The organism is Nostoc commune NIES-4072, from assembly GCF_003113895.1.
GTDB lineage: Bacteria > Cyanobacteriota > Cyanobacteriia > Cyanobacteriales > Nostocaceae > Nostoc > Nostoc commune.
In genome coordinates this window covers 6,736,057-6,756,027 of sequence record NZ_BDUD01000001.1, presented here as the reverse complement: position 1 = coordinate 6,756,027, position 19,971 = coordinate 6,736,057, and the positions used below count along the sequence as shown (strand labels likewise).

The window sequence follows — 19,971 nt, the reverse complement described above, 5'->3', positions numbered from 1 at the left end:
TAAAGTGACAGATATTGCTTTATCTTCCTTAAAAGCAAATATATATAAAAATGTGTATGACAAAAAATACTAAAGATTGCTTCAAGGGTGTATTAGCCCTTATAATCTTTGTTTTGTTTTGACAATTTTCTAACTTTTGATGGATGTAAATATAAGTTTGGTGAGTTTAATCAAAAATTATAAATCACCTCTCTTGAGAGCTTCTAATCTCAATAATATGCAGGTGCATGAAGTTGAGGTGAAGCAACCCCAATCGGGGCAGATACATATCTAAGTAGCTAAAATAATATCTTTACATATTATTACTTAAGTATTTTCATTGAATCAATTAATTTACCATTTGACAATAGTTTAGGGGTTATGTCTATCTTCTTTATGGAACCTTGTTTAAAGATTCATATTGATTTATCTTTTTTAAAGGAATATAAAAGTTTCGATAATTTTTAAATAAAAATTACTGATCTACCGGATGAAGTTTTTGTTTAGCCTTTACATAGTTATTAATTACATAAAATTTGGATAAAGAAGGCTTTTAATATTTAAAGATTTGAAAAAGTATTATTTATCTATGCTTCATATTGAGTGTTAATTCATATCCTTATTAGAAGATCCAGCAAAGAATAAGCTAATCAACATTCAAGTTGCATAATAAGGGCAGGCAAGATGCCTACCCACAAGATATTGATAAAATTTTGATATGTAAATTAGATGCAATACTGCTCGGGTTTTGTATTTTTAACTCGGAATTGGGTTTAGGAAAAAGGTTAAAGATTTTTTCTATCCCTTTTCCCTTTCCCTTTTACCCAAAACCCGACAAGTATTGAAATTAGATGTGTTTTAGCTTAGTAGTAATAGCGAGTGAAGCAAAAAGTTTTGCAAAAGCCTCACCAGTCATGTATTTAAGCTAGAGAATACAATCTGCTGGAATTAGAGATTATCGTACTTTTCGAGTAAACCTGTTGTCGGTGTATCCAGAAAATAGTTACACGACAACTTCTCTACATTCGCGCAGCGTGTGCTTTGCGCGTAGCACGATCCTCTACAGAGTGCGCTGAACGTAAGGAATTATCAGCGTCTGAAAGCTTGATTATTTACTTATTTACAAAAGTTTTCAATTTATTTAAAGTCAGAAAATCACAAGTTTAACCCTGTACATTCCCACTTTCCCCTAGACTAAGGGCAGCAACCTTGTTCAAACTGGCTGAGGAAAGTAGACTTTGACTGAGATCAACAATTTTAACTCTACCATCCAGAATGTCTCACGCAGGGAATTGCGAGATTTAGTGCGGACTCAGCTGCAAATGCTCCTAGAAGCAGGAGACTTGCAGGGAGCAAAAGCTATTCTCGTACCTGTGCAGCCTGCGGATATTGCCGAGGCGATTGAGGGTTTGCCAGAAGCGATGCACGCTTTGGCTTTTCGCTTGCTTTCTAAGGATGAGGCTATCGAGGTTTATGAATATCTCGACTACAGTGTTCAAGAACGCTTAATTGAGGAACTTAAAAGTCAGGAAGTCCGTGATATTGTCGATCAAATGTCGCCGGATGACCGAGCTAGGTTATTTGACGAATTACCGGCAAAAGTCGTTAATCGTCTGCTAGAACAACTTAGTCCAGCAGAACGCCAAGCTACAGCCCAACTATTGGGTTATGAAGCTGATACTGCTGGGCGAATTATGACGCTAGAGTTAATTTCACTAAAGGAAAACTTTACAGTATCTCAAGCTCTAGAGCGAATTCGCAACTTAGCTAATGCTAGTGAGATGATTTATTATCTTTATGTCATGGATGCTGAAAGGCGCTTAACGGGGATTGTATCGTTGCGGGAGTTGGTGACTTCTCAGCCTGAGCAAGTTATTGGCGAAATTATGACCCGTGATGTGGTGTTTGTCCACACTGATACAGACCAAGAAGAAGTTGCCAGATTAATCCAAAGATATGACTTTCTAGCTGTGCCTGTGGTAGATCGAGAACAGCGTCTAGTAGGTATTGTCACCGTCGATGATGTAATTGATATTTTGCAACGCGAAACCACCGAAGATATCTACGCCTTGGGTGGTGGTGTGCAGTCTGGGGGCGACAACTATTTTCAGATGAATTTACTGGAAATTGCTCGGAAGCGGGTTGTATGGTTGTTGGTGTTACTTGTAACCAATACCATTACAGGAACGATTATTAAGTCGCAAGAAGACCTTTTAGCAAAAGTGGTGACATTAACAGCATTTATCCCTTTGCTGACTGGTACTGGTGGTAACGTAGGTGCTCAGTCTTCTACAGTGGTGATTCGCGGGATGAATACCGATGAGATCCGATCGCTTGGTGTATTGCAAGTAATTGGTCGGGAGGCGATCGCAGGAGCATTATTAGGAGGAATGTTAGGCACGATCGCTACTGTCTGGGCTTATTTTCTGCAAGGACGATTAGAGGTTGCGATCGCTGTCGGCACTAGTCTAGTAGCTATTTCTCTTTTAGCTTCTATCTCCGGTTCCGCATTGCCGTTTCTATTCCGCTATCTCCGTTTAGATCCGGCATTAATGTCAGCACCATTCATTACCACAGCAGTTGATGTCCTGGGCGTTTTAATTTACTTCAATTTGGCACGGGTAATTTTAAACTTATGAAAAGAGTTATTGGTCATTAGTGAAGAATAAAGTCCAAATGACTAACTTTTACAATTCTGATTCTGTATCTGGGGCAACAATTTCGCCAGTACCTAATTGCAGTATCATGTCCTGGTCAGTAATCAATCCACTAAGTTCTTTTACTTGTAAATTCATGTCTTCACAAGCTTGTCTAAGTTCTTTGGCAAATTTGTTGAGGTCTTGACCATAGCCACATTGATAAGCAGCAGTTTCAATTCCTTGCTGGGCATTTGCTCTAGCACAATCTACTAGTTCTGTGCCATTCAATGGTGTAGGAGATGCCATAGACGTACTTATTATTTCTTAAATGTTTGCTGCTAGATAGACTATCAATATTCCCGCATTTCCTCATCCCTCCAATGGAAGACCATTAGGGTAGAGTTAGAATCTGAGAGCTAGAAGTTGAAAGTTAGGAGTTGAAAGTTAAGAGTTATAAATTAAGAATATATTGGTTATAACTCCAAACTCCTAACTCTTAACTATTTCACTTAGCCATTGACAACATCTCCACCATTGACATGTAACACTTGTCCAGAGACATAAGAAGCATCATCAGAGGCTAAATATACATAGCTAGGAGCAACTTCTTCTGGTTGTCCGGCTCGTTGCATTGGTACTTGTTTCCCAAAAGTTTCAACTTTATCTTCGGGGAAAGTTGAGGGAATTAAAGGTGTCCAAATTGGCCCTGGCGCAACAGCATTAACGCGAATTCCTTTGGATACTAAATTTTTTGATAAGGAACGAGTAAAAGCAACGATCGCACCTTTTGTAGAGGAATAATCTAGTAACTGTGGGCTACCTTTATAAGCTGTTACTGATGTAGTATTGATGATAGAACTGCCTGCTTGTAAATGCTTGAGTGCAGCTTTAGTCATGAAAAACATCGAGAATATATTAGTGCGAAAAGTTCGCTCTAGTTGTTCTTCGGTGATTTCTTCGATACTTTCTTTTGGATGTTGTTCGGCGGCGTTGTTGATGAGAATATCCAGTTTCCCAAACTCACCAACTGTTTGTTGGATCGCTTGCTGACAAAAAGTTTCATTGCCAATATCACCTGCAATGGTTACTGCACGACGCCCTTGTTTTTCTACCAATTGTTTTGTTTCTTTGGCATCGTCGTGTTCATTGAGGTAAAGAATCGCTACATCTGCACCTTCTTTAGCAAATGCGATCGCTACAGCACGACCAATACCACTATCTGCACCTGTAATCAATGCCACTTTATCTTGTAACTTACCACTACCCCGATACTGGGCATCATCTGCTTTGGGTTTTGGCGTCATTTCTGATTCAACACCTGGTGTTTCTTGCTGCTGTGGCGGTTGTAATTTTTGCTCTTTTGGGTCTTTTTTCTCTTTTGATTTAGCCATAGGTTTTGTCTCGCTAGTTTAATATTGATTGAATGTAATTGGATATTGGGAAAAGCCGTTTCCAATCATCTACTCTCCATTTCAAAAGTAAACCTTGGATCGAAACTTCAACCCAAGGTTTAATTTTTGCTTTGGCTCCCACTAGCCATTTGCAACTTTAGGCATTTATCCACTCGATGCTTACCAAACGTACTTATGACTGGCAATTGTACGCGGCTGACATTATTTATCCTCACACCTGACACACACTATTCACTTGACCACGAAAAACAAGTACATAACTCTCATGCAATGAAGAATTTCTGCTTCTCATGTGCTTTTAAGTTAACTATTATGTCGCTATACTTTATCACTCCATAGACGTAAAACAAGCTGCAATTTGCTCAACCTTAAGACGTAAAATAAATTTAATCAATTAGAGTTACTGAATTAGTCTATAATCAATAGTTATTTATTGCGCCTGAATAATTAAGCCATTTTCGCTAAATGAAAATCAAGATTTATATTTTATCACTTAGTGGTTACAAAAATACTTACCTCAATACCATCTATTTTTGTTAATGTTAATATTTATTTAGACTGATATCTGCATAGTTGCCTTGTTGCAGACTAAAAGGTATCTGACGACTAGTTTGCATAATAGTCCAAAAGCCTTCATGGTGCGCTACATTGAGATTATTAGAGGGTAGGGTTATGGCAATACTAAATATTTCTGAGTCAGAGCAGGTTGAAAAGTTTCACCACTTACAATTAACCCTGAGCGATCGCTGGAAAACGAGCGAGTCATTTGATAATAATGAAGCGGATATTTTAATTATTCCCTCCTTGAGTATCGACCAGCGCGAACTCCAAAAGATCGAAGGCTGCGAACATTATGAAGAAAGATTACTATTTTCTTTAATTCGGTTGCAGAATCCCCGGACTCGGCTGGTTTATGTAACATCAGTACCGTTGCATCCTAGTATCATTGATTATTACTTGCAATTGTTGCCAGGAATTCCGTTTTCTCATGCTCGCAATCGCTTGCTGCTACTTTCTACTTACGATTCCTCGCTTAAACCCCTGAGTCAAAAGATTTTAGAACGTCCCCGCCTGTTAAAGCGGATTCATCAAGCTTTGAGGCTAGATAAATCATTTATGATTTGCTACAACTCTTCGCACTGGGAAGGCGAGTTGTCTGTAAAATTGGGTGTACCTTTGTATGCTGCCGCACCAGATTTACAGATTTGGGGGACAAAAAGTGGCAGTCGGCAAATCTTCAAGGAAAGTGGAGTACCCCATCCAGATGGTAGCGAAAAAATTTGGAACCACACAGATTTAGCAGAAGCTACCAGTGATTTGTGGGAACGACAACCGACATTAAAACGGGTAGTGGTAAAACTCAACGAAGGCATTTCGGGAGAGGGAAATGCACTGTTGGATCTTAGACCAATTGAGAATCTAGCACCGGGTAAAGGTACTCATGTCGAAAGGGTAGCAGCAATTAGCGATCGCTTTTCAACAATGCGCTTTCAAGCAAAACTTGAGACTTGGGATAATTTTTCGGGAAGAATCCCTGAGTTGGGGGCAATTAGCGAAGCATTTGTGGAAGGTGAAATTAAGCGATCGCCCAGTGTTCAAGGACGGATCACACCCACAGGCGAAGTGGAAATCCTTTCAACCCACGACCAAATTCTTGGAGGCCCAGACGGTCAGATTTATCTTGGTTGTAGCTTTCCGGCTGATGAAAGATATCGATTGCAATTACAGCAATTGGGGTTACAAGTTGGCAGAAAGTTAGCAGAAAAAGGCACTTTAGAGCGATTTGGTGTAGATTTTATCGCCGTTGATCAGGGTAACGGTGAGTGGGATATTCAGGCGATCGAAATTAACCTGCGTAAAGGCGGTACAACTCATCCATTCATGACCTTGAAATTATTAACGAACGGTCGCTATGACCTTTCCACAGGATTATTTTATAGTCAGCAAGGCCGTCCAAAATACTACATTGCCACTGATAATCTGCAAAAAGAGCGCTATCAAGGATTATTACCTAATGATTTGATGGATATCATTGCTCATCACAGACTGCACTTTGACAGTGGTACAGAAACGGGTACAGTGTTTCATCTGATGGGTTGCCTTTCGCAGTTTGGCAAGTTGGGATTAACCAGTATCGGAGATTCCCCACAACAAGCACAAGATATTTATAACAAAGTCGTGAAAGTTCTGGATGAAGAAACTCGCAGCGAAAATCGTGATTTATCGGCGATTTCAGATTACTCTTTTCCCGTAGCTTGGGATGAACATAGTTAAAGAATATCGTTTGCAACATTCTTTTATATTATGTCCGGGTAATTAGTTCTGATTCCCGTAGTCATTGCACCCTACCCCGCCAAAGCTATGCTTTGTTTCTCCTAAGAGCAGGCGGGTAGGGCGATCGCGTTTCAAGATGTATTCTTTTGCCGTTAACCTGACTTGCTACCCGGATTTCTCAGTAAGAAATTGAGCAAGTCAAAATGTAAAGTCTTATAAAAATAATTCACTTTTGCATAAAACTCGCCTGATTAAGCCAGAGATAAAAATAGAGGGAAAGTAAACTTCTGGAGTGCCAGACATCCTCTCCAGCATTCAAGCTTGATTTCAAACAGCACTAACAGCAACTTGAGAATTGAATTGACTGCAAAAGTAGTGAAAGAATTGATTGAGTTAGGTAAAATTTATGGCAAATATTATTGAAACCAAGGGTAAACTGTTCGTTGGTGGCGATGGCAATGATAATTTCTCAATCGGTGGGTATCAATATGACCCCGACGCCTTCGGCTTTAGACCATATACTTCATCAGCCAATAACACCCTCAACGGTGGCGCTGGTGATGATGACTTGAGTGTTCAGGGTTCAGAAGGCGATAACCTGCTTAATGGTGACGCTGGTGACGATACTCTTGACACCAGTTATCTATTGGTAGGCGATAGTGGTCCATACCTTATTCCCTCCGAAGGTAATAACACCCTCAACGGTGGCGCTGGTGATGATCGTTTGTATGCTAATTCTTCATCAGGCAATAACTTGCTCAATGGTGACGATGGTAACGATTCTCTGTTTAGTTATGGCTTCTTCCAGATAGAGCAGGGTAGATATTATGACATTGTTCCTGGCAATAACACCCTCAACGGTGGCGCTGGTAATGATAGGTTAGATATTGACTATTCAACAGGAAATAACCTACTCTCTGGAGGCGATGGTAAGGATACGTTGGATATTGGCTATTCAACAGGTAATAACCTACTCTCTGGAGGCGATGACAATGATTCTCTTAGTGCCTCTGGCGGTTACGGATACAACGGCGGCCTCCCAGAAGTGTATCGTGAGGCATCCGGCAATAACACCCTCGACGGTGGCGCTGGTAATGATACGTTGAGTATTGACAATTCAACAGGCAATAACGTACTTTCTGGAGGGGATGGTAATGATTCTCTTAGTGCCTCTGCTGCGTTAGGCAATAACACCCTCAACGGTGGTACTGGGAATGACACCCTAATTGGAGGATCTGGTACTGATACCTTTGTTTTTAATAGTTTCAATGAAGGTATTGATAGTCTTTATGGCTTCAACGCTACCAATGAACTTATTCAAGTATCGGCTGCTGGTTTTGATTGCAGATTATCAATCGGTTCACTTAAGGCAAGTCAATTTACGATTGGAACATCTGCAACCACTTGCGCTCAACGATTTATCTATGACTTCACCACAGGTGCGCTGTACTTTGACCGAGATGGTAGTGGGGGTAGTTTTACTCAAATACAATTTGCACAACTATTTGGTGGAGTTTCACTAACCGAAAACAATTTTGTGGTTGTTTAATTACAGCAAAATTCAGAATTCAGAAGTTAGTACAACTTGAACCGTTTCTTGCGAATTTAACTGCAACTTTGAGTGAGCATTGCCGCTATTAATGGCAATTTCTACCCAGCCGTGACTGCCAACTAAAGCTATTATCTCTCCCACCTTGACATCACTGTAAGTTTCACAGCCTGGTATAGTCAACCCAGCAGCTTGCACAGACCAAGTTTTGCCTTGTACGTAACTCCCTGCAATGTTACTGACTAAGTTGCCAAAGTGGTCAATATATTGAATGCAACCCACTACACCAGTGGTTGTTTGCTTGCACTCGCCTATATCCAGTTTTACCAAACTTGCTGGATCAATTTCTCGTCCTAGCTGTTTGAGAGACACACCACTAGCAAGATTAGCTCCCACTGGTGCAAAAATATCTCTACCGTGAAAAGTCTTGCTTGGTTGAGGAGTTCGCCAATAGTTAAGATTTGTAAGTTCAACGGCTGCGATCGCTGGACTTTGACTAAGTACCCCGCTAAAGATACCATTATCTGGCCCTACCAGAAACCCTTGAGCAAATTCTACTGCGATCGCTCGTCGCTTGCTTCCCACACCCGGATCTACTACTGCCACATGAACTGTCCCCACTGGGAAATAGGCATAAGCATTCATCAGAGAAAATCTGGCTGCGGCTATGTCTTGCGGCGGGATTTGGTGCGTTAAGTCTACTACCCTCAGTCTGGGGTTGATTTGGGCTATAACACCCTTCATTATGCCTACATAAACATCGCGATCGCCGAAATCGCTTAGTAAAGTTAGGAGTGGTTGTTGACTTGCCTGCTTCTTAGGCATCTTTTTGCTAAAATATATATTAAGTTAGAAAATTCTGTAGCAACAGCTACAAAATTTGTGTTATGTTAAGAATGCAAGACATAAAGCAAAAAATTAAAGAAGGTAATCACTATGAATCAAAATAGACTACAAAGTGGCAGAAAAATACAAGAAGCTCACAGAGAGAATATTCAAAAAAGCCTAGAACATCGCTTGCAAGTAGCCAGAGCAAAGGGCGACGAACAGCTGATTCGTCAACTGGAAGCTGAGATGAGGTATTCCAGTTAGATCAAGTTTTCAATGTTCTTAGTTTGTTGTGTAACCCGCTGTAGCGGGTTTTTTTTATGGGCGATCTTCAAAATATCAAAACGTTAACCGAACCGTATTGACCCCACTCCCTACTCCCTATTCCCCATTCCCCACCTTCATACGCACCTTCCCACAAACATAAACTTAACGCAAAGAGTCTAAAAAAGCTTAATTTCTTGAACCGCTAAGAACGCCAAGAATCGTAGAGTTTGCGTAAATTATATTCTCTTCTTCACAAATTTGCTGGCTGGTGTGAATCACCAATCTCCAATTCAAGAAAATCAGCCCATAGGTAATTTATAACATCAAGCTATTACAACTATCCTTACAAAGGAACCCCTAATTTTTATATAACTCGCTATATGGTAGATATTTATATTATTGACCTATTTGTGATTGGTCTACTTCTACTGATGGTCACATTAGGGTCAGGTTGGATTGCTCGTTTACCTCTTTCTTTTGCTCTTATCTATCTAGTAGTTGGTATTTTGCTAGGCCCTTATGCCTTTGGGCTGATTCAATTTCGTCGAGATGACGTTTTTAATGCCGAAGTGCTGGAAAAAATAACAGAACTTGTAGTAATTATTTCTGTGTTTAGCTGCGGCTTAAGAATTGTTCGTCCTCTAAGGTTGAAAACTTGGGGCATTACGGCGCGATTGATTGTATTTCTGATGCCAATTTCAATTTTGGCTCTGGCTGTTGTGGGTAAGTTGTTTTTAGGGATGAATTGGGGAGAAGCGATTTTATTAGGAGCAATTCTTGCACCTACCGATCCAGTATTAGCATCAGAAGTACAACTGACCGATATAAACGATGAAGATGAGTTGAGATTTGGTTTAACTTCGGAAGGTGGGTTAAATGATGCTTTAGCTTTTCCCTTCGTTTATTTTGGTCTTCATGCAATAAAAGATGATAACTGGGGTAACTGGTTTAAAGACTGGATTGCGGTTGATTTAATTTGGGCGATCGCAGCTGCTATTGTTATGGGAATTGTTGTTGCAAAATCTATAGTTTGGATTGAAAAAAGAATTCAAAAACGCCGTCGTGCCGATAAGTTAATGGAAGATTTTATTGCTATCAGCACAATTCTAATAACTTATTCTTTAACAGAAATGGTGAATGGCTATGGATTTTTGGCAGTATTTGTTGCTGGATTAGTTGTCCAACGCAGTTACAGAAATCCTGAAAAACCGCTAGCACAGTTGGAATTTGTTGAGCAAGTTGAAAAACTGCTGGAAGTTGGAACAATTTTACTATTGGGATCAATATTATTATTCAAGCCAATGCTTAACTATGCTATGCAATCTTTATTAGTAATTATTTTACTATTATTCATAATCCGACCCGTAGGAGTTTGGATTAGCACAATAGGCAAACGCCCTGTAGAATCACACCGCCGAACCTTTCATCCAGGAACTAGATGGTTGATTGGATGGTTTGGTATTCGCGGTGTCGGCTCTTTATATTATCTGGCTTATGCCTTTGGTAATGGTTTAAAAGGTGAGGCTGCCGAACAAATTGCGTGGATAACTTACACTACTATTGTTGCTTCTGTGATTATACATGGCATCAGTGCAACTCCATTAATGAAATGGTATGAGCGCAATATTGCTAATCAGATAAAGCCTAATGTTCCCGCCACAATAGATGAATTTGAGTAAAAACAAATATAGGGTATGTTATGCCAAGACTAACGCACCTTAAATTGTTGATGGTACTGTACTCTCAACGATAACACACCCTAAAATTTAAATTTATAAACCTGTGACTCCAAACCCAAAAGAGGCTTTAAATATTACTCCCCAACGCTAGTAAGGAAGCTGTTGGGGATTAGATATATATTCCCTATTTACCTGTCACCTTTTCAATAACTTCTTTTGCTTTTTCACCAAAAGTTTCTGGCGGATTTTGTTCTTGTTCTGCCTTCAAATTCCTTTCGTAAGTCTTCTCTATAGTAGTAAGGTTTTTTGAATCTTTTATCGCTTGCTCATAAGCTTTTTGTCGTTCTTCTTCTTGAATGCCAACACCTGGGTCAAATTCGTTAGCACGATTAATTTTTTCTTCAGAATTTGGTTTATACTCTGGAGGTATTAGCTTTAATTCTTCAAGAGTAGTTGCATAACTAGGTTGCTGAACAAAAATGAAAGAACCTGACAAGCTAATGAAAATAATTAAACCAATAACCAAAAAGCTTGAACGTAATGCTTGTTTTAAAGTTAATAGAATTTTTTGCACGAAAAACTCCTCCTGTTGTTCTGTTATAAGCCCTGGTTATGTATAAATATGTTCAATATTTCAGGCTCACAGGCATCCTAAATGTTTAGGTACAGTTTTTACTTCTACCGCAAGGTATATTAATTTTCACATCTAGTACCGCAAGGCGGAAGTCAAAAGTCAAAAGTCAAAAGGAATATAGCGTAAGAGTTTTGTTGATTTGGAATGGGTGGTTTATTTACGCCATGCTGTACTAGTAGGGGCGTACATTTGTACGTCCCTACCCAATACTTCTCGGGTAAAGCATTTTTAACTCGAAATGGGGTTTGGGGAAAAAATTACTGGGTTTGGGTTAAAGTTTTTTTCTTTCCCTTAACCAACTATGATTAACTTTAATCCCTCGGCTTTGCATTACCTTTTCAAATAAATTTGTTGGGAGTGCTTCTTCCACAGCAAAAACACCTGGTTTCTTGAGTTTGCGTTCTAGCAATAACTGGGCAATACTACCTGTGCCGCAACCAGAAGCCACGGCTGTATTTTCATGCACTACAGTTGAACAATAAACGGCGGTTTCACCATCTTTTTGTCCTGTAACTTCCGAACGAACTGCTACACCAATCCCAGTAAAATTATTAGTGACATCTGTCATTGAATGGCTGACATGAGACAGAAATTCAATCATGTAACGACGCTGCATTAACCACTTGGGAAAAACGTGTGCCGCAATCCAAGTTAGATGATTATAAAAATCCGGAACAGAGCCAAACTTAGTAATTACAGTTTTTACTGATGGGAAAGCTTTGGGCAGTGTAAAGGTTTCTGGCATATCAAACCAGTAAACCCCGGTGCGTCCATAGGGAGGTGGAAAATCAACTAATTCTCTTTCACTATAAGGCTTGATTATCTTCCATTTTCCATCTATCCAAGTTTCAAAAGGATACTGCAACCCAAGAAAAGTTGTCCGCATCACTGTAATGCCAGCACCGCCAGAACCAGAAACTAAATAACTTAAATGGATCTTTTCTGGTTTATCAAATTGTTCAACACCTTGACGTACCATGCTGTTAGAAATACCAGGAAAAATGCCAGTATTAATAATTGCTGTCACTCCGGCGGCAGCAGCTTTTTCACTAAAATTGAGAGCTTTGCTGGTATAAGAACGATGGTCACTGACATCTACATAATTAACGCCTTGAGCAATACAAGTTTCAAGAACATTAGTGTCTCGATAGTGAAATGGGCCAGCACAATGGATGACTAAGTTAGAGTTTGCGATCGCATCTCGCAACTTGTCAACTTCTGCCAAGTCCAACACCAAAAACTGCACTTGTCCTCCTGAAGACAAGCTAACAGCCTTCCCAAATTCCGCAGAACGTCCAGTAATGGTAATTTGAGCTTGCGTATGGGTAGCAAGATCCTGAGCAACACTGCTACCAATCCGCCCCCGTCCACCAAGAATTAAAACGCTGTCTGTCATTACTCCAGCATTCGCAACAATAATTTAATTTGAACAGTTTTCCGTCCCCTTTGCCATCGGTTACAAGTATGACTTGCTTGCTAAGGGAGGAAGACTTTTTAATTACTGGTATTTGATAAGTTATTGCGCCTCAATTTGCCTAACTACCGTCAGCGCCGAATAACTCACCCCAGCCGTACCTTCGCCGGGATGGGTGGAATCACCAACTAACCATAAATGCTGGATGGGTGTACGATTGGCGAACCCAAAGGGGCCAAAAGTGGGAATCCTTTGACCAATACCGCCAACTATACCGCGATCGCGGGCTGTGAAATGGGCAAAGGTGCGCGGTGTTGCGGCTTCTTGATGAATAATCGTTTCTGGTTTGAGATAGAAGTATTGGGCAAGACGAGCGATCGCTTCTTGGGTAAACTTTTCTTTTAGTCCTTCATAATCATCAGTCTGCCACCACTGTGCAGGATCGACAAATGAAGAAGCGATAATTGTCGCTTTCCCTTCCGGTGCGCGGCCATCCCCAGGATGACTGACGGAAACAAACAGGGAATTATTCTCGCCAATGGGGCCATTGACATCGTACAGAAATTGCAGGTGGGGAGGGCATTCAGGCGGAATCGCGCTGGCATCTACACCTAAATACACTACAAATGCGCCCGATGCTTGGGGTAGTTTTTCCACCCGATTTTTATATCCAGATGGCGCTTGTCCCAACAACTGCACCAAATTTTGCACCGTGACATTGCTAACGATGTGGTCGGCGGCTTCTGTCCAGACTTCGCCAGTTTTCTGATTTCTAATGACTACAGCAGTAGCTTTGCCGTTTTCTACTTTGATTTGTTCTACAGTGTGGCGCATCAACAATTTACCGCCATCTCTTTCTAAGGATTGTACCAAGCGATCGCTTAATACTTGCATACTTCCCTGGAGGTGAAACAATCCTTGGGGCAGTTGGGATACACTCAACGCTGTGGCAGCATAAAGTAATGCTGTTTGTTCTGCATCCACCTGGGAGTATAGCTTCAATTGCAAATCTAAAAAAGTTCTCAGTCGTTGGTCATTTCCCAGTCCACATAACCGTAAAGCATCTCCTACCGTAAACAAAGTGAAGGGTACAGTAATTAATGTACTGGGACGCACCGCTTGCGCTAGTTGCCACAAATCCCATAAATTACGCGGTGGTAGCACCGGATCGCGTCCTTGAAATTCCCAACTGGCATTAAACAAAGTTGCCATCAATTGCCAAAACGGTTCGCTACCAGGAAACTGTTTTTGTCGTTCCTCTTGCCATTTCTCTTGGTCGCGCCAGACATTAATCGGTGTGCTTTCCCCAGGTAAATATACCGCACAAGCAGGATCGCAAGGCGTTGCTTGCGGTAAATCTATTGACAATTCTGAGAAAATGCGGTGGTGAATTCCCCCTGGTTCCAACCCCGCCACCTGAGTTGCGCCCACATCAAAGGTAAATCCCTGCCGTTTAAACGTCGAAGCACAACCCCCTGGTACGAGAGCCTGATCTAAAATTAAGACGCTGTAACCTCTATGAGCTAATAATGCTCCAGCAGTCAGTCCACCTATTCCCGCACCGATAACGACAACATGAGAGTTACTTTTGTCAAGAGAAATGCTGGACATTGATTAGTTTATTTAAAATTCTTAACATTTTTAATTATAATTTTACCTTCTCTGCGCCATCTGTGCCCATGCAAATATTTCTAGTATCGGTGAGAGCAGATTCTAACTTTTTGTAAAGATTGCATAGCAAAATACGTAAAGTTATCTGCTTGATATTGAGAAATTAATAGAGGTTTCCTTTAAGGATGAAATTACATGTCAGTATCAGCTTCTTTAGACCTGTCTAAAACTTTCTTCCTTAACAGCTTACCAGGAGCTAATCAGACAATTTATTTAGATTTCGACGGCAATATCACCTCTGGTACTCTCTGGAACACAAGTGAACGTCCGGCTAACATTATCACCCCTGCCTTCGACTTCGACGGCAATACAGCATCCTTTAGCTCAGTTGAACTTGAAAGAATTCAGTATATCTGGCAGCGTGTCGCTGAGGATTTCAGCCCGTTTAATGTTAATGTCACAACGCAGGCTCCAGCAGATATTAACGATTTAATTAAGAGCGGCAGTGATGATACTCGCTGGGGGGTGCGTGTTGCGATCGGCGGTAGCTATGACGATTGGTATGGTAAAGCAGCCGGAGGAACCGCCTATGTTGGTTCTTTCAACTGGAATAGTGATACTCCTGCCTTTGTTTTTGATGAAAATACGATCAACGGTGATGAGAAGGAGACGGCTGAGACTATCTCTCATGAAGTAGGTCATACGCTGGGACTTGAGCATGATGCACGAATAACCCCTGCTGAAGAATACTACCAAGGACATGGTAGTGGAGAAACCGGTTGGGCACCGATCATGGGATCAGCGTATTACCAGAGCCTAGCCCAGTGGAGTAAAGGCGAGTATGCTTCTGCTAACAATACTGAGGATGATTTGCAAATTATTACAACCCAAAATGGGTTCACCTACCGAGCCGATGATTCTGGTGATACAATTGCGACAGCAAAGCCACTAACCATTTCTAGTACGTCTATCAGTAGTAGTGGCATCATTGAGCGCAATACAGATCTAGATTTTTATAGTTTTGTCACAGGTACTGGTCTGATTAGCTTGATAGTGAATCCTTTTAGTCGAGGGCCAAACTTAGACATTTTGGCAGAGCTATACAATTCTGCTGGTACCTTAATTGCATCGTCTAATCCTACAGATTTACTATCTGCAAGTATTACAACAAATGTCGTTGCTGGAAATTATTACCTCAAAATTGATGGTATAGGAAAAGAAAATCCTCTTTTAACTGGCTACACGGATTACGGCAGTTTGGGGCAGTACTTTATCAGTGGTACTCTAAACTTTCTTAATATCCAGCGATGGGCAACTGGGCAAGGCGGGTTTTGGGATACTCAAAAATGGCTAGTCGGCAATTTTAACGCAGATGGGAAAGATGATTTAGTCAACGTCTTCAATGATGGTGGGGGTCTAGCTAGTATCGATACTCACTTATCTAATGGTGAGAGTTTTGGTATCCAGCGATGGGCAACTGGGCAAGGCGGGTTTTGGGATACTCAAAAATGGCTAGTCGGCGATTTTAACGCAGATGGGAAAGATGATTTAGTCAACGTCTTCAATGATGGGGGTCTAGCTAGTATCGATACTCACTTATCTAATGGTGAGAGTTTTGGTATCCAGCGATGGGCAACTGGGCAAGGCGGGTTTTGGGATACTCAAAAATGGCTAGTCGGCGATTTTAACGCAGATGGGAAAGATGATTTAGTCAACGTCTTCAATGATGGGGGTCTAGCCAGTATCGATACTCACTTATCTAATGGTGAGAGTTTTGATAGCCAGCGATGGGCAACTGGGCAAGGCGGGTTTTGGGATACTCAAAAATGGCTAGTCGGCGATTTTAACGCAGATGGGAAAGATGATTTAGTCAACGTCTTCAATGATGGTGGGGGTCTAGCTAATATCGATATTCACTTATCTAATGGTGAGAGTTTTGCTATCCAGCGATGGGCAACTGGGCAAGGCGGGTTTGGGGATACTCAAAAATGGCTAGTCGGCGATTTTAACGCAGATGGGAAAGATGATTTAGTCAACGTCTTCAATGATGGGGGTCTAGCCACTATCGATACTCATATTTTGATTACATAAGGAACAATAGGACTTGAGATAAGTTTGCTTTGGGGTATGATTACTTACTCAGTGTCGTTGGTAAGCGCAATGTTAAAGTTAATGTTTGGATTTATTTAGTGTGGCATTATCTTAGCCGATTGAAAAGAAGTACTAGGCAATGGCTGAGATAGAAGCATTTTCAATTGCCGATTCAACGTTTTAGCCTTAACGTGGAATTGCTAACTATATATTAAAGACGCGAGGAGCGATCGTGGGGCAGACACAGGAGCTAGGACAGATTATCATCCTGAATGGTGCCCCGCGATCGGGGAAGTCAAGCATTGTTGCAGTAATCCAGGAGACATTTGATGGTCTGTGGATGAACTTGGGTGTCGATAGGTTTATGCAAATGACTCCCCCACGATACCTGCCTGGGATCGGTCTGCGGCCAGGGGGAGAACGCCAGGACATCGAACCCCTTGTGCCCATTCTGTACAGCGCTATGTATGAGTCCATCGCTGCCCACAGCCGCTTGGGTCTGAATGTCGTGGTTGATGTTGGACACCATGACGCCTACGCAATCTCACGGGGCATTCTGGCCGATAGTGCCCGGCGTTTGAACGGATTGCCGGTTTTGTTCGTAGGCGTTCGTTGCCCCATTGAAATCATTATGGAACGGCGACAAAAGACGAGGGGGAAAGTGGAAAATGCAGCCTACTCGTTAATGCCACATCCGGTTCAGTTATGGCAACGTGAAGTCCACATCCCTGGCATCTATGATCTTGAAGTCGATACCTCGTTGTTAAGCCCAGGTGCGTGTGCCGAGGTGATACGTAAGCACCTCGCAGATATTCCAACACCGTCAGCATTCCAACGACTCGCTGCACACCATACTTAACCTGTCGTTATCAATAGACTTCTTGCATAAGTCGGGAAAAGGGAAAGGGGGAAGGGGAAAAGGTTCTGTTTTGTCCCCTTCCCCTTTAACTTTTACCCTTTTCCCCAAGAGTGCAAAAAGCACTTTTGCAAGAGGTCTAATATTGCAACTGTAACGGGAGCAACGCGAAAAAGTGAGATCGGGGTTTAGTTCTCAATTACACCCCTATATTCTCAACAAAATCTGGTTTTTTAGTTGCGATCGCATCCTGAAACAAGCTATATACGTCCCAGATTTTAGCACCTCACAAAATCGCGTTGCTCCCACTGTAACGGTCTTCGAGTTCACGGGAGCGGTCTTCGAGTTCACGGGAGCGGTCTTCAAGTTCACGGGAGCGGTCTTCGGGTTCACGGGAGCGGTCTTTGGGTTCACGGGAGCGGTCTTCGGGTTCACGGGAGCGGTCTTCAAGTTCACGGGAGCGGTCTTCAAGTTCACGGGAGCGGTCTTCGGGTACACGGGAGCGGTCTCCCTTGCAACGTTAGTCACTAACACCCAGTTTATGTATGCTATTAGAAGGTTTGAACTCTAAAACTGTAACTAAAATGATTGCCCAAGATTAAGACGATGTTCGTCAGGCTATGCGCTAAAGAATTGTTAAACCTTAAGAGCAAAATCACCGCTAAAAGCCTGATTAAAGTTCTCTGTTCACCGTTTCCTTATATTACGGAAAAATCGTGGTGCTGGAACACGGTTAGAGTATCGGATAATTTCTTTGCCTCATCGCGTCTTCTTTGAGCTTTTGCGTTTCACTCATCCCCCGAATCGACTTTTGCCAAATTGGCGTGAGATTATTGTATGTTTATTACTACAATTACTATTGATGCTAGATAATGGGAAAGCTTTGACATTTGCTTGCCAATTTAGCCCGGAAACAATAACTAAGACTTATGCGAACTCACTATTGCGGCGAACTCCGAAAAGAACATATTGGAGAAACTGTTACCTTTTACGGATGGATAGACCGTCGCCGCGATCACGGTGGTGTGATATTTTTAGATTTACGCGATCGCTCTGGAATCGTCCAAATCGTCAGCGATCCGCAACGCACCCCAGATTCTTATGAACAGGCGAACGCCCTGCGAAATGAATATGTTGTCGAAATCACTGGTAGAGTAACACAACGTCCCGAAGAATCGCTGAATACCCGCATCCCAACAGGCGAGGTGGAAATCTACGCTGATAAAATTCAACTCCTGAATGCTGTTCGCAAACAGTTACCTTTCCAAGTTTCTGTAGCTGACACCGAGACAGTGCGGGAAGACTTGCGGCTGAAATATCGCTATTTGGATTTGCGGCGCGAACGTATGGCGCAAAATTTGCAACTGCGTCATCAAATTGTCAAAGCCATGCGTCGTTATTTGGAAGATTTGGAAGGTTTTATCGAAGTCGAAACCCCAATACTTACCCGTTCTACCCCAGAAGGGGCGCGGGATTATGTTCTACCCAGCCGCGTCAATCCTGGCGAGTGGTATGCCTTGCCGCAATCACCCCAGCTATTCAAACAATTGCTGATGGTATCCGGCTTAGATAGATATTATCAGATTGCGCGTTGCTTTCGTGACGAAGATTTACGCGCCGACAGGCAACCGGAATTTACCCAGTTGGACATGGAAATGAGCTTCATGTCCCAAGAAGAAATTATCGAACTGAATGAAAACTTAGTTTCCCATATCTTCAAAACAGTTAAAGGCATTGAGTTGCAGCGTCCTTTCCCCCGCCTAACTTACGCTGAGGGGATGGAACGCTACGGTAGTGATAAACCAGATACCCGCTATGCTTTGGAATTAGTTGATGTCTCGGATATTGTCAAAGACTCTGGTTTCAAAGTCTTTCGAGACACTGTTACCAATGGCGGTATCGTCAAAATCCTGCCCATTCCCAATGGTAACGATGTAATTTCTAATGTCCGGATTAAACCAGGCGGTGATTTATTTAAAGAAGCCAGCGAAGCCGGTGCTAGGGGTTTAGCTTTTATCCGCGTCAGAGATGATGGCGAAATTGATACCATTGGTGCGATTAAAGACAACCTCAGCGTTGAACAAAAAGCAGAAATTTTACGCCGCACAGGTGCTTCTTCTGGACATTTGTTATTGTTTGGGGCAGGGGAAGCTGCTACAGTTAATAAGACATTAGATAGATTACGGCAAGCGATCGCTAGAGAATTTAACTTAATTGATCCAGAAAAAATCAACTTACTCTGGATTACAGATTTCCCCATGTTTGAGTGGAATGCTGACGAAAAACGTCTAGAAGCACTGCACCACCCGTTTACAGCACCACATCCTGATGATTTGAGCGACTTAAAGACTGCACGCGCCCAAGCTTACGACTTGGTACTCAATGGCGTAGAAGTTGGCGGCGGAAGTCTGCGGATTTATCAGCGAGAAGTTCAACAGCAGGTGTTTGAAGCGATCGGTTTATCTCCTGAAGAAGCACAAAGTAAATTTGGCTTTCTCTTAGAAGCATTTGAATATGGTACACCACCGCATGGTGGCATCGCTTACGGTTTAGATCGTTTGGTAATGTTGCTAGCTGGAGAAGAATCTATTCGAGATGTCATTGCTTTTCCGAAGACACAACAAGCACGTTGTTTGTTAACAGATGCACCTTCGAGTGTAGATGCTAAACAGTTGAAAGAATTGCACGTTGCTTCAACTTATAAACCAAAGTCTTAGTTAACCAGGGAATTGTCTAAG

Annotated in this window: 15 protein-coding genes; 9 read left to right on the top strand and 6 right to left on the bottom strand. The window is 41.9% G+C overall.

The window, feature by feature from the left end:
* The first annotated feature begins 1,217 nt into the window (after window positions 1-1,217).
* A complete protein-coding gene (gene mgtE, locus CDC33_RS30255; RefSeq protein ID WP_109012063.1) occupies window positions 1,218-2,618 on the top strand; it encodes a magnesium transporter in 1,401 nt (466 codons plus the stop codon).
* A gap of 48 nt (window positions 2,619-2,666) precedes the next feature.
* Here the strand turns inward: mgtE and CDC33_RS30250 are convergent, their stop codons facing one another.
* The gene (locus tag CDC33_RS30250; RefSeq protein WP_109012062.1) at window positions 2,667-2,924 is read right to left on the bottom strand and encodes a hypothetical protein; all 258 of its coding nucleotides are present in this window, start codon (window positions 2,922-2,924) and stop codon (window positions 2,667-2,669) included.
* A gap of 203 nt (window positions 2,925-3,127) precedes the next feature.
* Window positions 3,128-4,009 carry an SDR family oxidoreductase gene (locus CDC33_RS30245; protein ID WP_109012061.1) on the bottom strand — a complete coding sequence of 294 codons (882 nt, stop codon included), beginning with the start codon at window positions 4,007-4,009 and terminating at the stop codon, window positions 3,128-3,130.
* A gap of 693 nt (window positions 4,010-4,702) precedes the next feature.
* On the opposite strand from CDC33_RS30245, the gene CDC33_RS30240 reads away from it, so the two are divergent.
* Both CDC33_RS30240 and CDC33_RS30235 read left to right on the top strand, forming a co-directional pair.
* Window positions 4,703-6,304 (top strand): peptide ligase PGM1-related protein, encoded by a 1,602-nt coding sequence (locus tag CDC33_RS30240; protein WP_109012060.1) that lies wholly within the window; start codon window positions 4,703-4,705, stop codon window positions 6,302-6,304.
* Between the two features lie 406 nt (window positions 6,305-6,710).
* Window positions 6,711-7,853 carry a calcium-binding protein gene (locus CDC33_RS30235; protein WP_109012059.1) on the top strand — a complete coding sequence of 381 codons (1,143 nt, stop codon included), beginning with the start codon at window positions 6,711-6,713 and terminating at the stop codon, window positions 7,851-7,853.
* 12 nt (window positions 7,854-7,865) lie between these two features.
* On the opposite strand, the gene CDC33_RS30230 is transcribed toward CDC33_RS30235, so the two are convergent.
* Window positions 7,866-8,678 (bottom strand): SAM hydrolase/SAM-dependent halogenase family protein, encoded by an 813-nt coding sequence (locus CDC33_RS30230; protein ID WP_109012058.1) that lies wholly within the window; start codon window positions 8,676-8,678, stop codon window positions 7,866-7,868.
* A gap of 111 nt (window positions 8,679-8,789) precedes the next feature.
* Here CDC33_RS30230 and pirA point away from each other — a divergent pair, with 111 nt between their 5' ends.
* Together pirA and CDC33_RS30225 are read left to right on the top strand one after the other, a co-directional pair.
* Window positions 8,790-8,945, top strand: coding sequence for an arginine synthesis PII-interacting regulator PirA (gene pirA / locus CDC33_RS39255; RefSeq protein ID WP_181374176.1), 156 nt, complete (start codon window positions 8,790-8,792; stop codon window positions 8,943-8,945).
* A gap of 383 nt (window positions 8,946-9,328) precedes the next feature.
* Window positions 9,329-10,627, top strand: a complete 1,299-nt coding sequence (locus tag CDC33_RS30225) for a cation:proton antiporter (protein WP_109012057.1) — start codon at window positions 9,329-9,331, stop codon at window positions 10,625-10,627.
* A 184-nt stretch (window positions 10,628-10,811) separates the two neighbouring features.
* Here CDC33_RS30225 and CDC33_RS30220 read toward each other — a convergent pair whose 3' ends face one another.
* The 3 genes from CDC33_RS30220 to crtD form a co-directional block, all read right to left on the bottom strand.
* Window positions 10,812-11,201 (bottom strand): hypothetical protein, encoded by a 390-nt coding sequence (locus CDC33_RS30220; RefSeq protein WP_109012056.1) that lies wholly within the window; start codon window positions 11,199-11,201, stop codon window positions 10,812-10,814.
* Window positions 11,202-11,532: 331 nt separating this feature from the next.
* Window positions 11,533-12,657: a saccharopine dehydrogenase family protein gene (locus tag CDC33_RS30215; RefSeq protein ID WP_109012055.1), complete on the bottom strand. Its 1,125-nt coding sequence runs from the start codon at window positions 12,655-12,657 to the stop codon at window positions 11,533-11,535.
* A gap of 120 nt (window positions 12,658-12,777) precedes the next feature.
* Window positions 12,778-14,286 (bottom strand): C-3',4' desaturase CrtD, encoded by a 1,509-nt coding sequence (gene crtD / locus CDC33_RS30210; RefSeq protein ID WP_109012054.1) that lies wholly within the window; start codon window positions 14,284-14,286, stop codon window positions 12,778-12,780.
* A 195-nt stretch (window positions 14,287-14,481) separates the two neighbouring features.
* Between crtD and CDC33_RS30205 the strand changes: the two genes are divergently transcribed.
* From CDC33_RS30205 to aspS, 4 genes are all read left to right on the top strand, one after another.
* Window positions 14,482-16,377 carry a zinc-dependent metalloprotease family protein gene (locus CDC33_RS30205; protein ID WP_109012053.1) on the top strand — a complete coding sequence of 632 codons (1,896 nt, stop codon included), beginning with the start codon at window positions 14,482-14,484 and terminating at the stop codon, window positions 16,375-16,377.
* Between the two features lie 232 nt (window positions 16,378-16,609).
* Complete coding sequence (locus tag CDC33_RS30200) at window positions 16,610-17,236, top strand: chloramphenicol phosphotransferase CPT family protein (protein WP_109012052.1); 627 nt, start codon at window positions 16,610-16,612, stop codon at window positions 17,234-17,236.
* 172 nt (window positions 17,237-17,408) lie between these two features.
* Window positions 17,409-17,804 (top strand): hypothetical protein, encoded by a 396-nt coding sequence (locus CDC33_RS30195; protein WP_109012051.1) that lies wholly within the window; start codon window positions 17,409-17,411, stop codon window positions 17,802-17,804.
* A gap of 358 nt (window positions 17,805-18,162) precedes the next feature.
* The gene (gene aspS, locus CDC33_RS30190; RefSeq protein ID WP_109012050.1) at window positions 18,163-19,950 is read left to right on the top strand and encodes an aspartate--tRNA ligase; all 1,788 of its coding nucleotides are present in this window, start codon (window positions 18,163-18,165) and stop codon (window positions 19,948-19,950) included.
* Window positions 19,951-19,971: the final 21 nt, after the last annotated feature.

Bases quoted from the DNA above. Each gene is read 5' to 3' on its own strand.
- CDC33_RS30250 (WP_109012062.1), bottom strand. From the start codon at position 2,924: ATGGCATCTCCTACACCATTGAATGGCACAGAACTAGTAGATTGTGCT.
- CDC33_RS30230 (WP_109012058.1), bottom strand. From the start codon at position 8,678: ATGCCTAAGAAGCAGGCAAGTCAACAACCACTCCTAACTTTACTAAGC.
- CDC33_RS30215 (WP_109012055.1), bottom strand. From the start codon at position 12,657: ATGACAGACAGCGTTTTAATTCTTGGTGGACGGGGGCGGATTGGTAGC.
- CDC33_RS30240 (WP_109012060.1), top strand. From the start codon at position 4,703: ATGGCAATACTAAATATTTCTGAGTCAGAGCAGGTTGAAAAGTTTCAC.
- CDC33_RS30245 (WP_109012061.1), bottom strand. From the start codon at position 4,009: ATGGCTAAATCAAAAGAGAAAAAAGACCCAAAAGAGCAAAAATTACAA.
- crtD (WP_109012054.1), bottom strand. From the start codon at position 14,286: ATGTCCAGCATTTCTCTTGACAAAAGTAACTCTCATGTTGTCGTTATC.
- aspS (WP_109012050.1), top strand. From the start codon at position 18,163: ATGCGAACTCACTATTGCGGCGAACTCCGAAAAGAACATATTGGAGAA.
- CDC33_RS30205 (WP_109012053.1), top strand. From the start codon at position 14,482: ATGTCAGTATCAGCTTCTTTAGACCTGTCTAAAACTTTCTTCCTTAAC.
- CDC33_RS30235 (WP_109012059.1), top strand. From the start codon at position 6,711: ATGGCAAATATTATTGAAACCAAGGGTAAACTGTTCGTTGGTGGCGAT.
- pirA (WP_181374176.1), top strand. From the start codon at position 8,790: ATGAATCAAAATAGACTACAAAGTGGCAGAAAAATACAAGAAGCTCAC.
- CDC33_RS30225 (WP_109012057.1), top strand. From the start codon at position 9,329: ATGGTAGATATTTATATTATTGACCTATTTGTGATTGGTCTACTTCTA.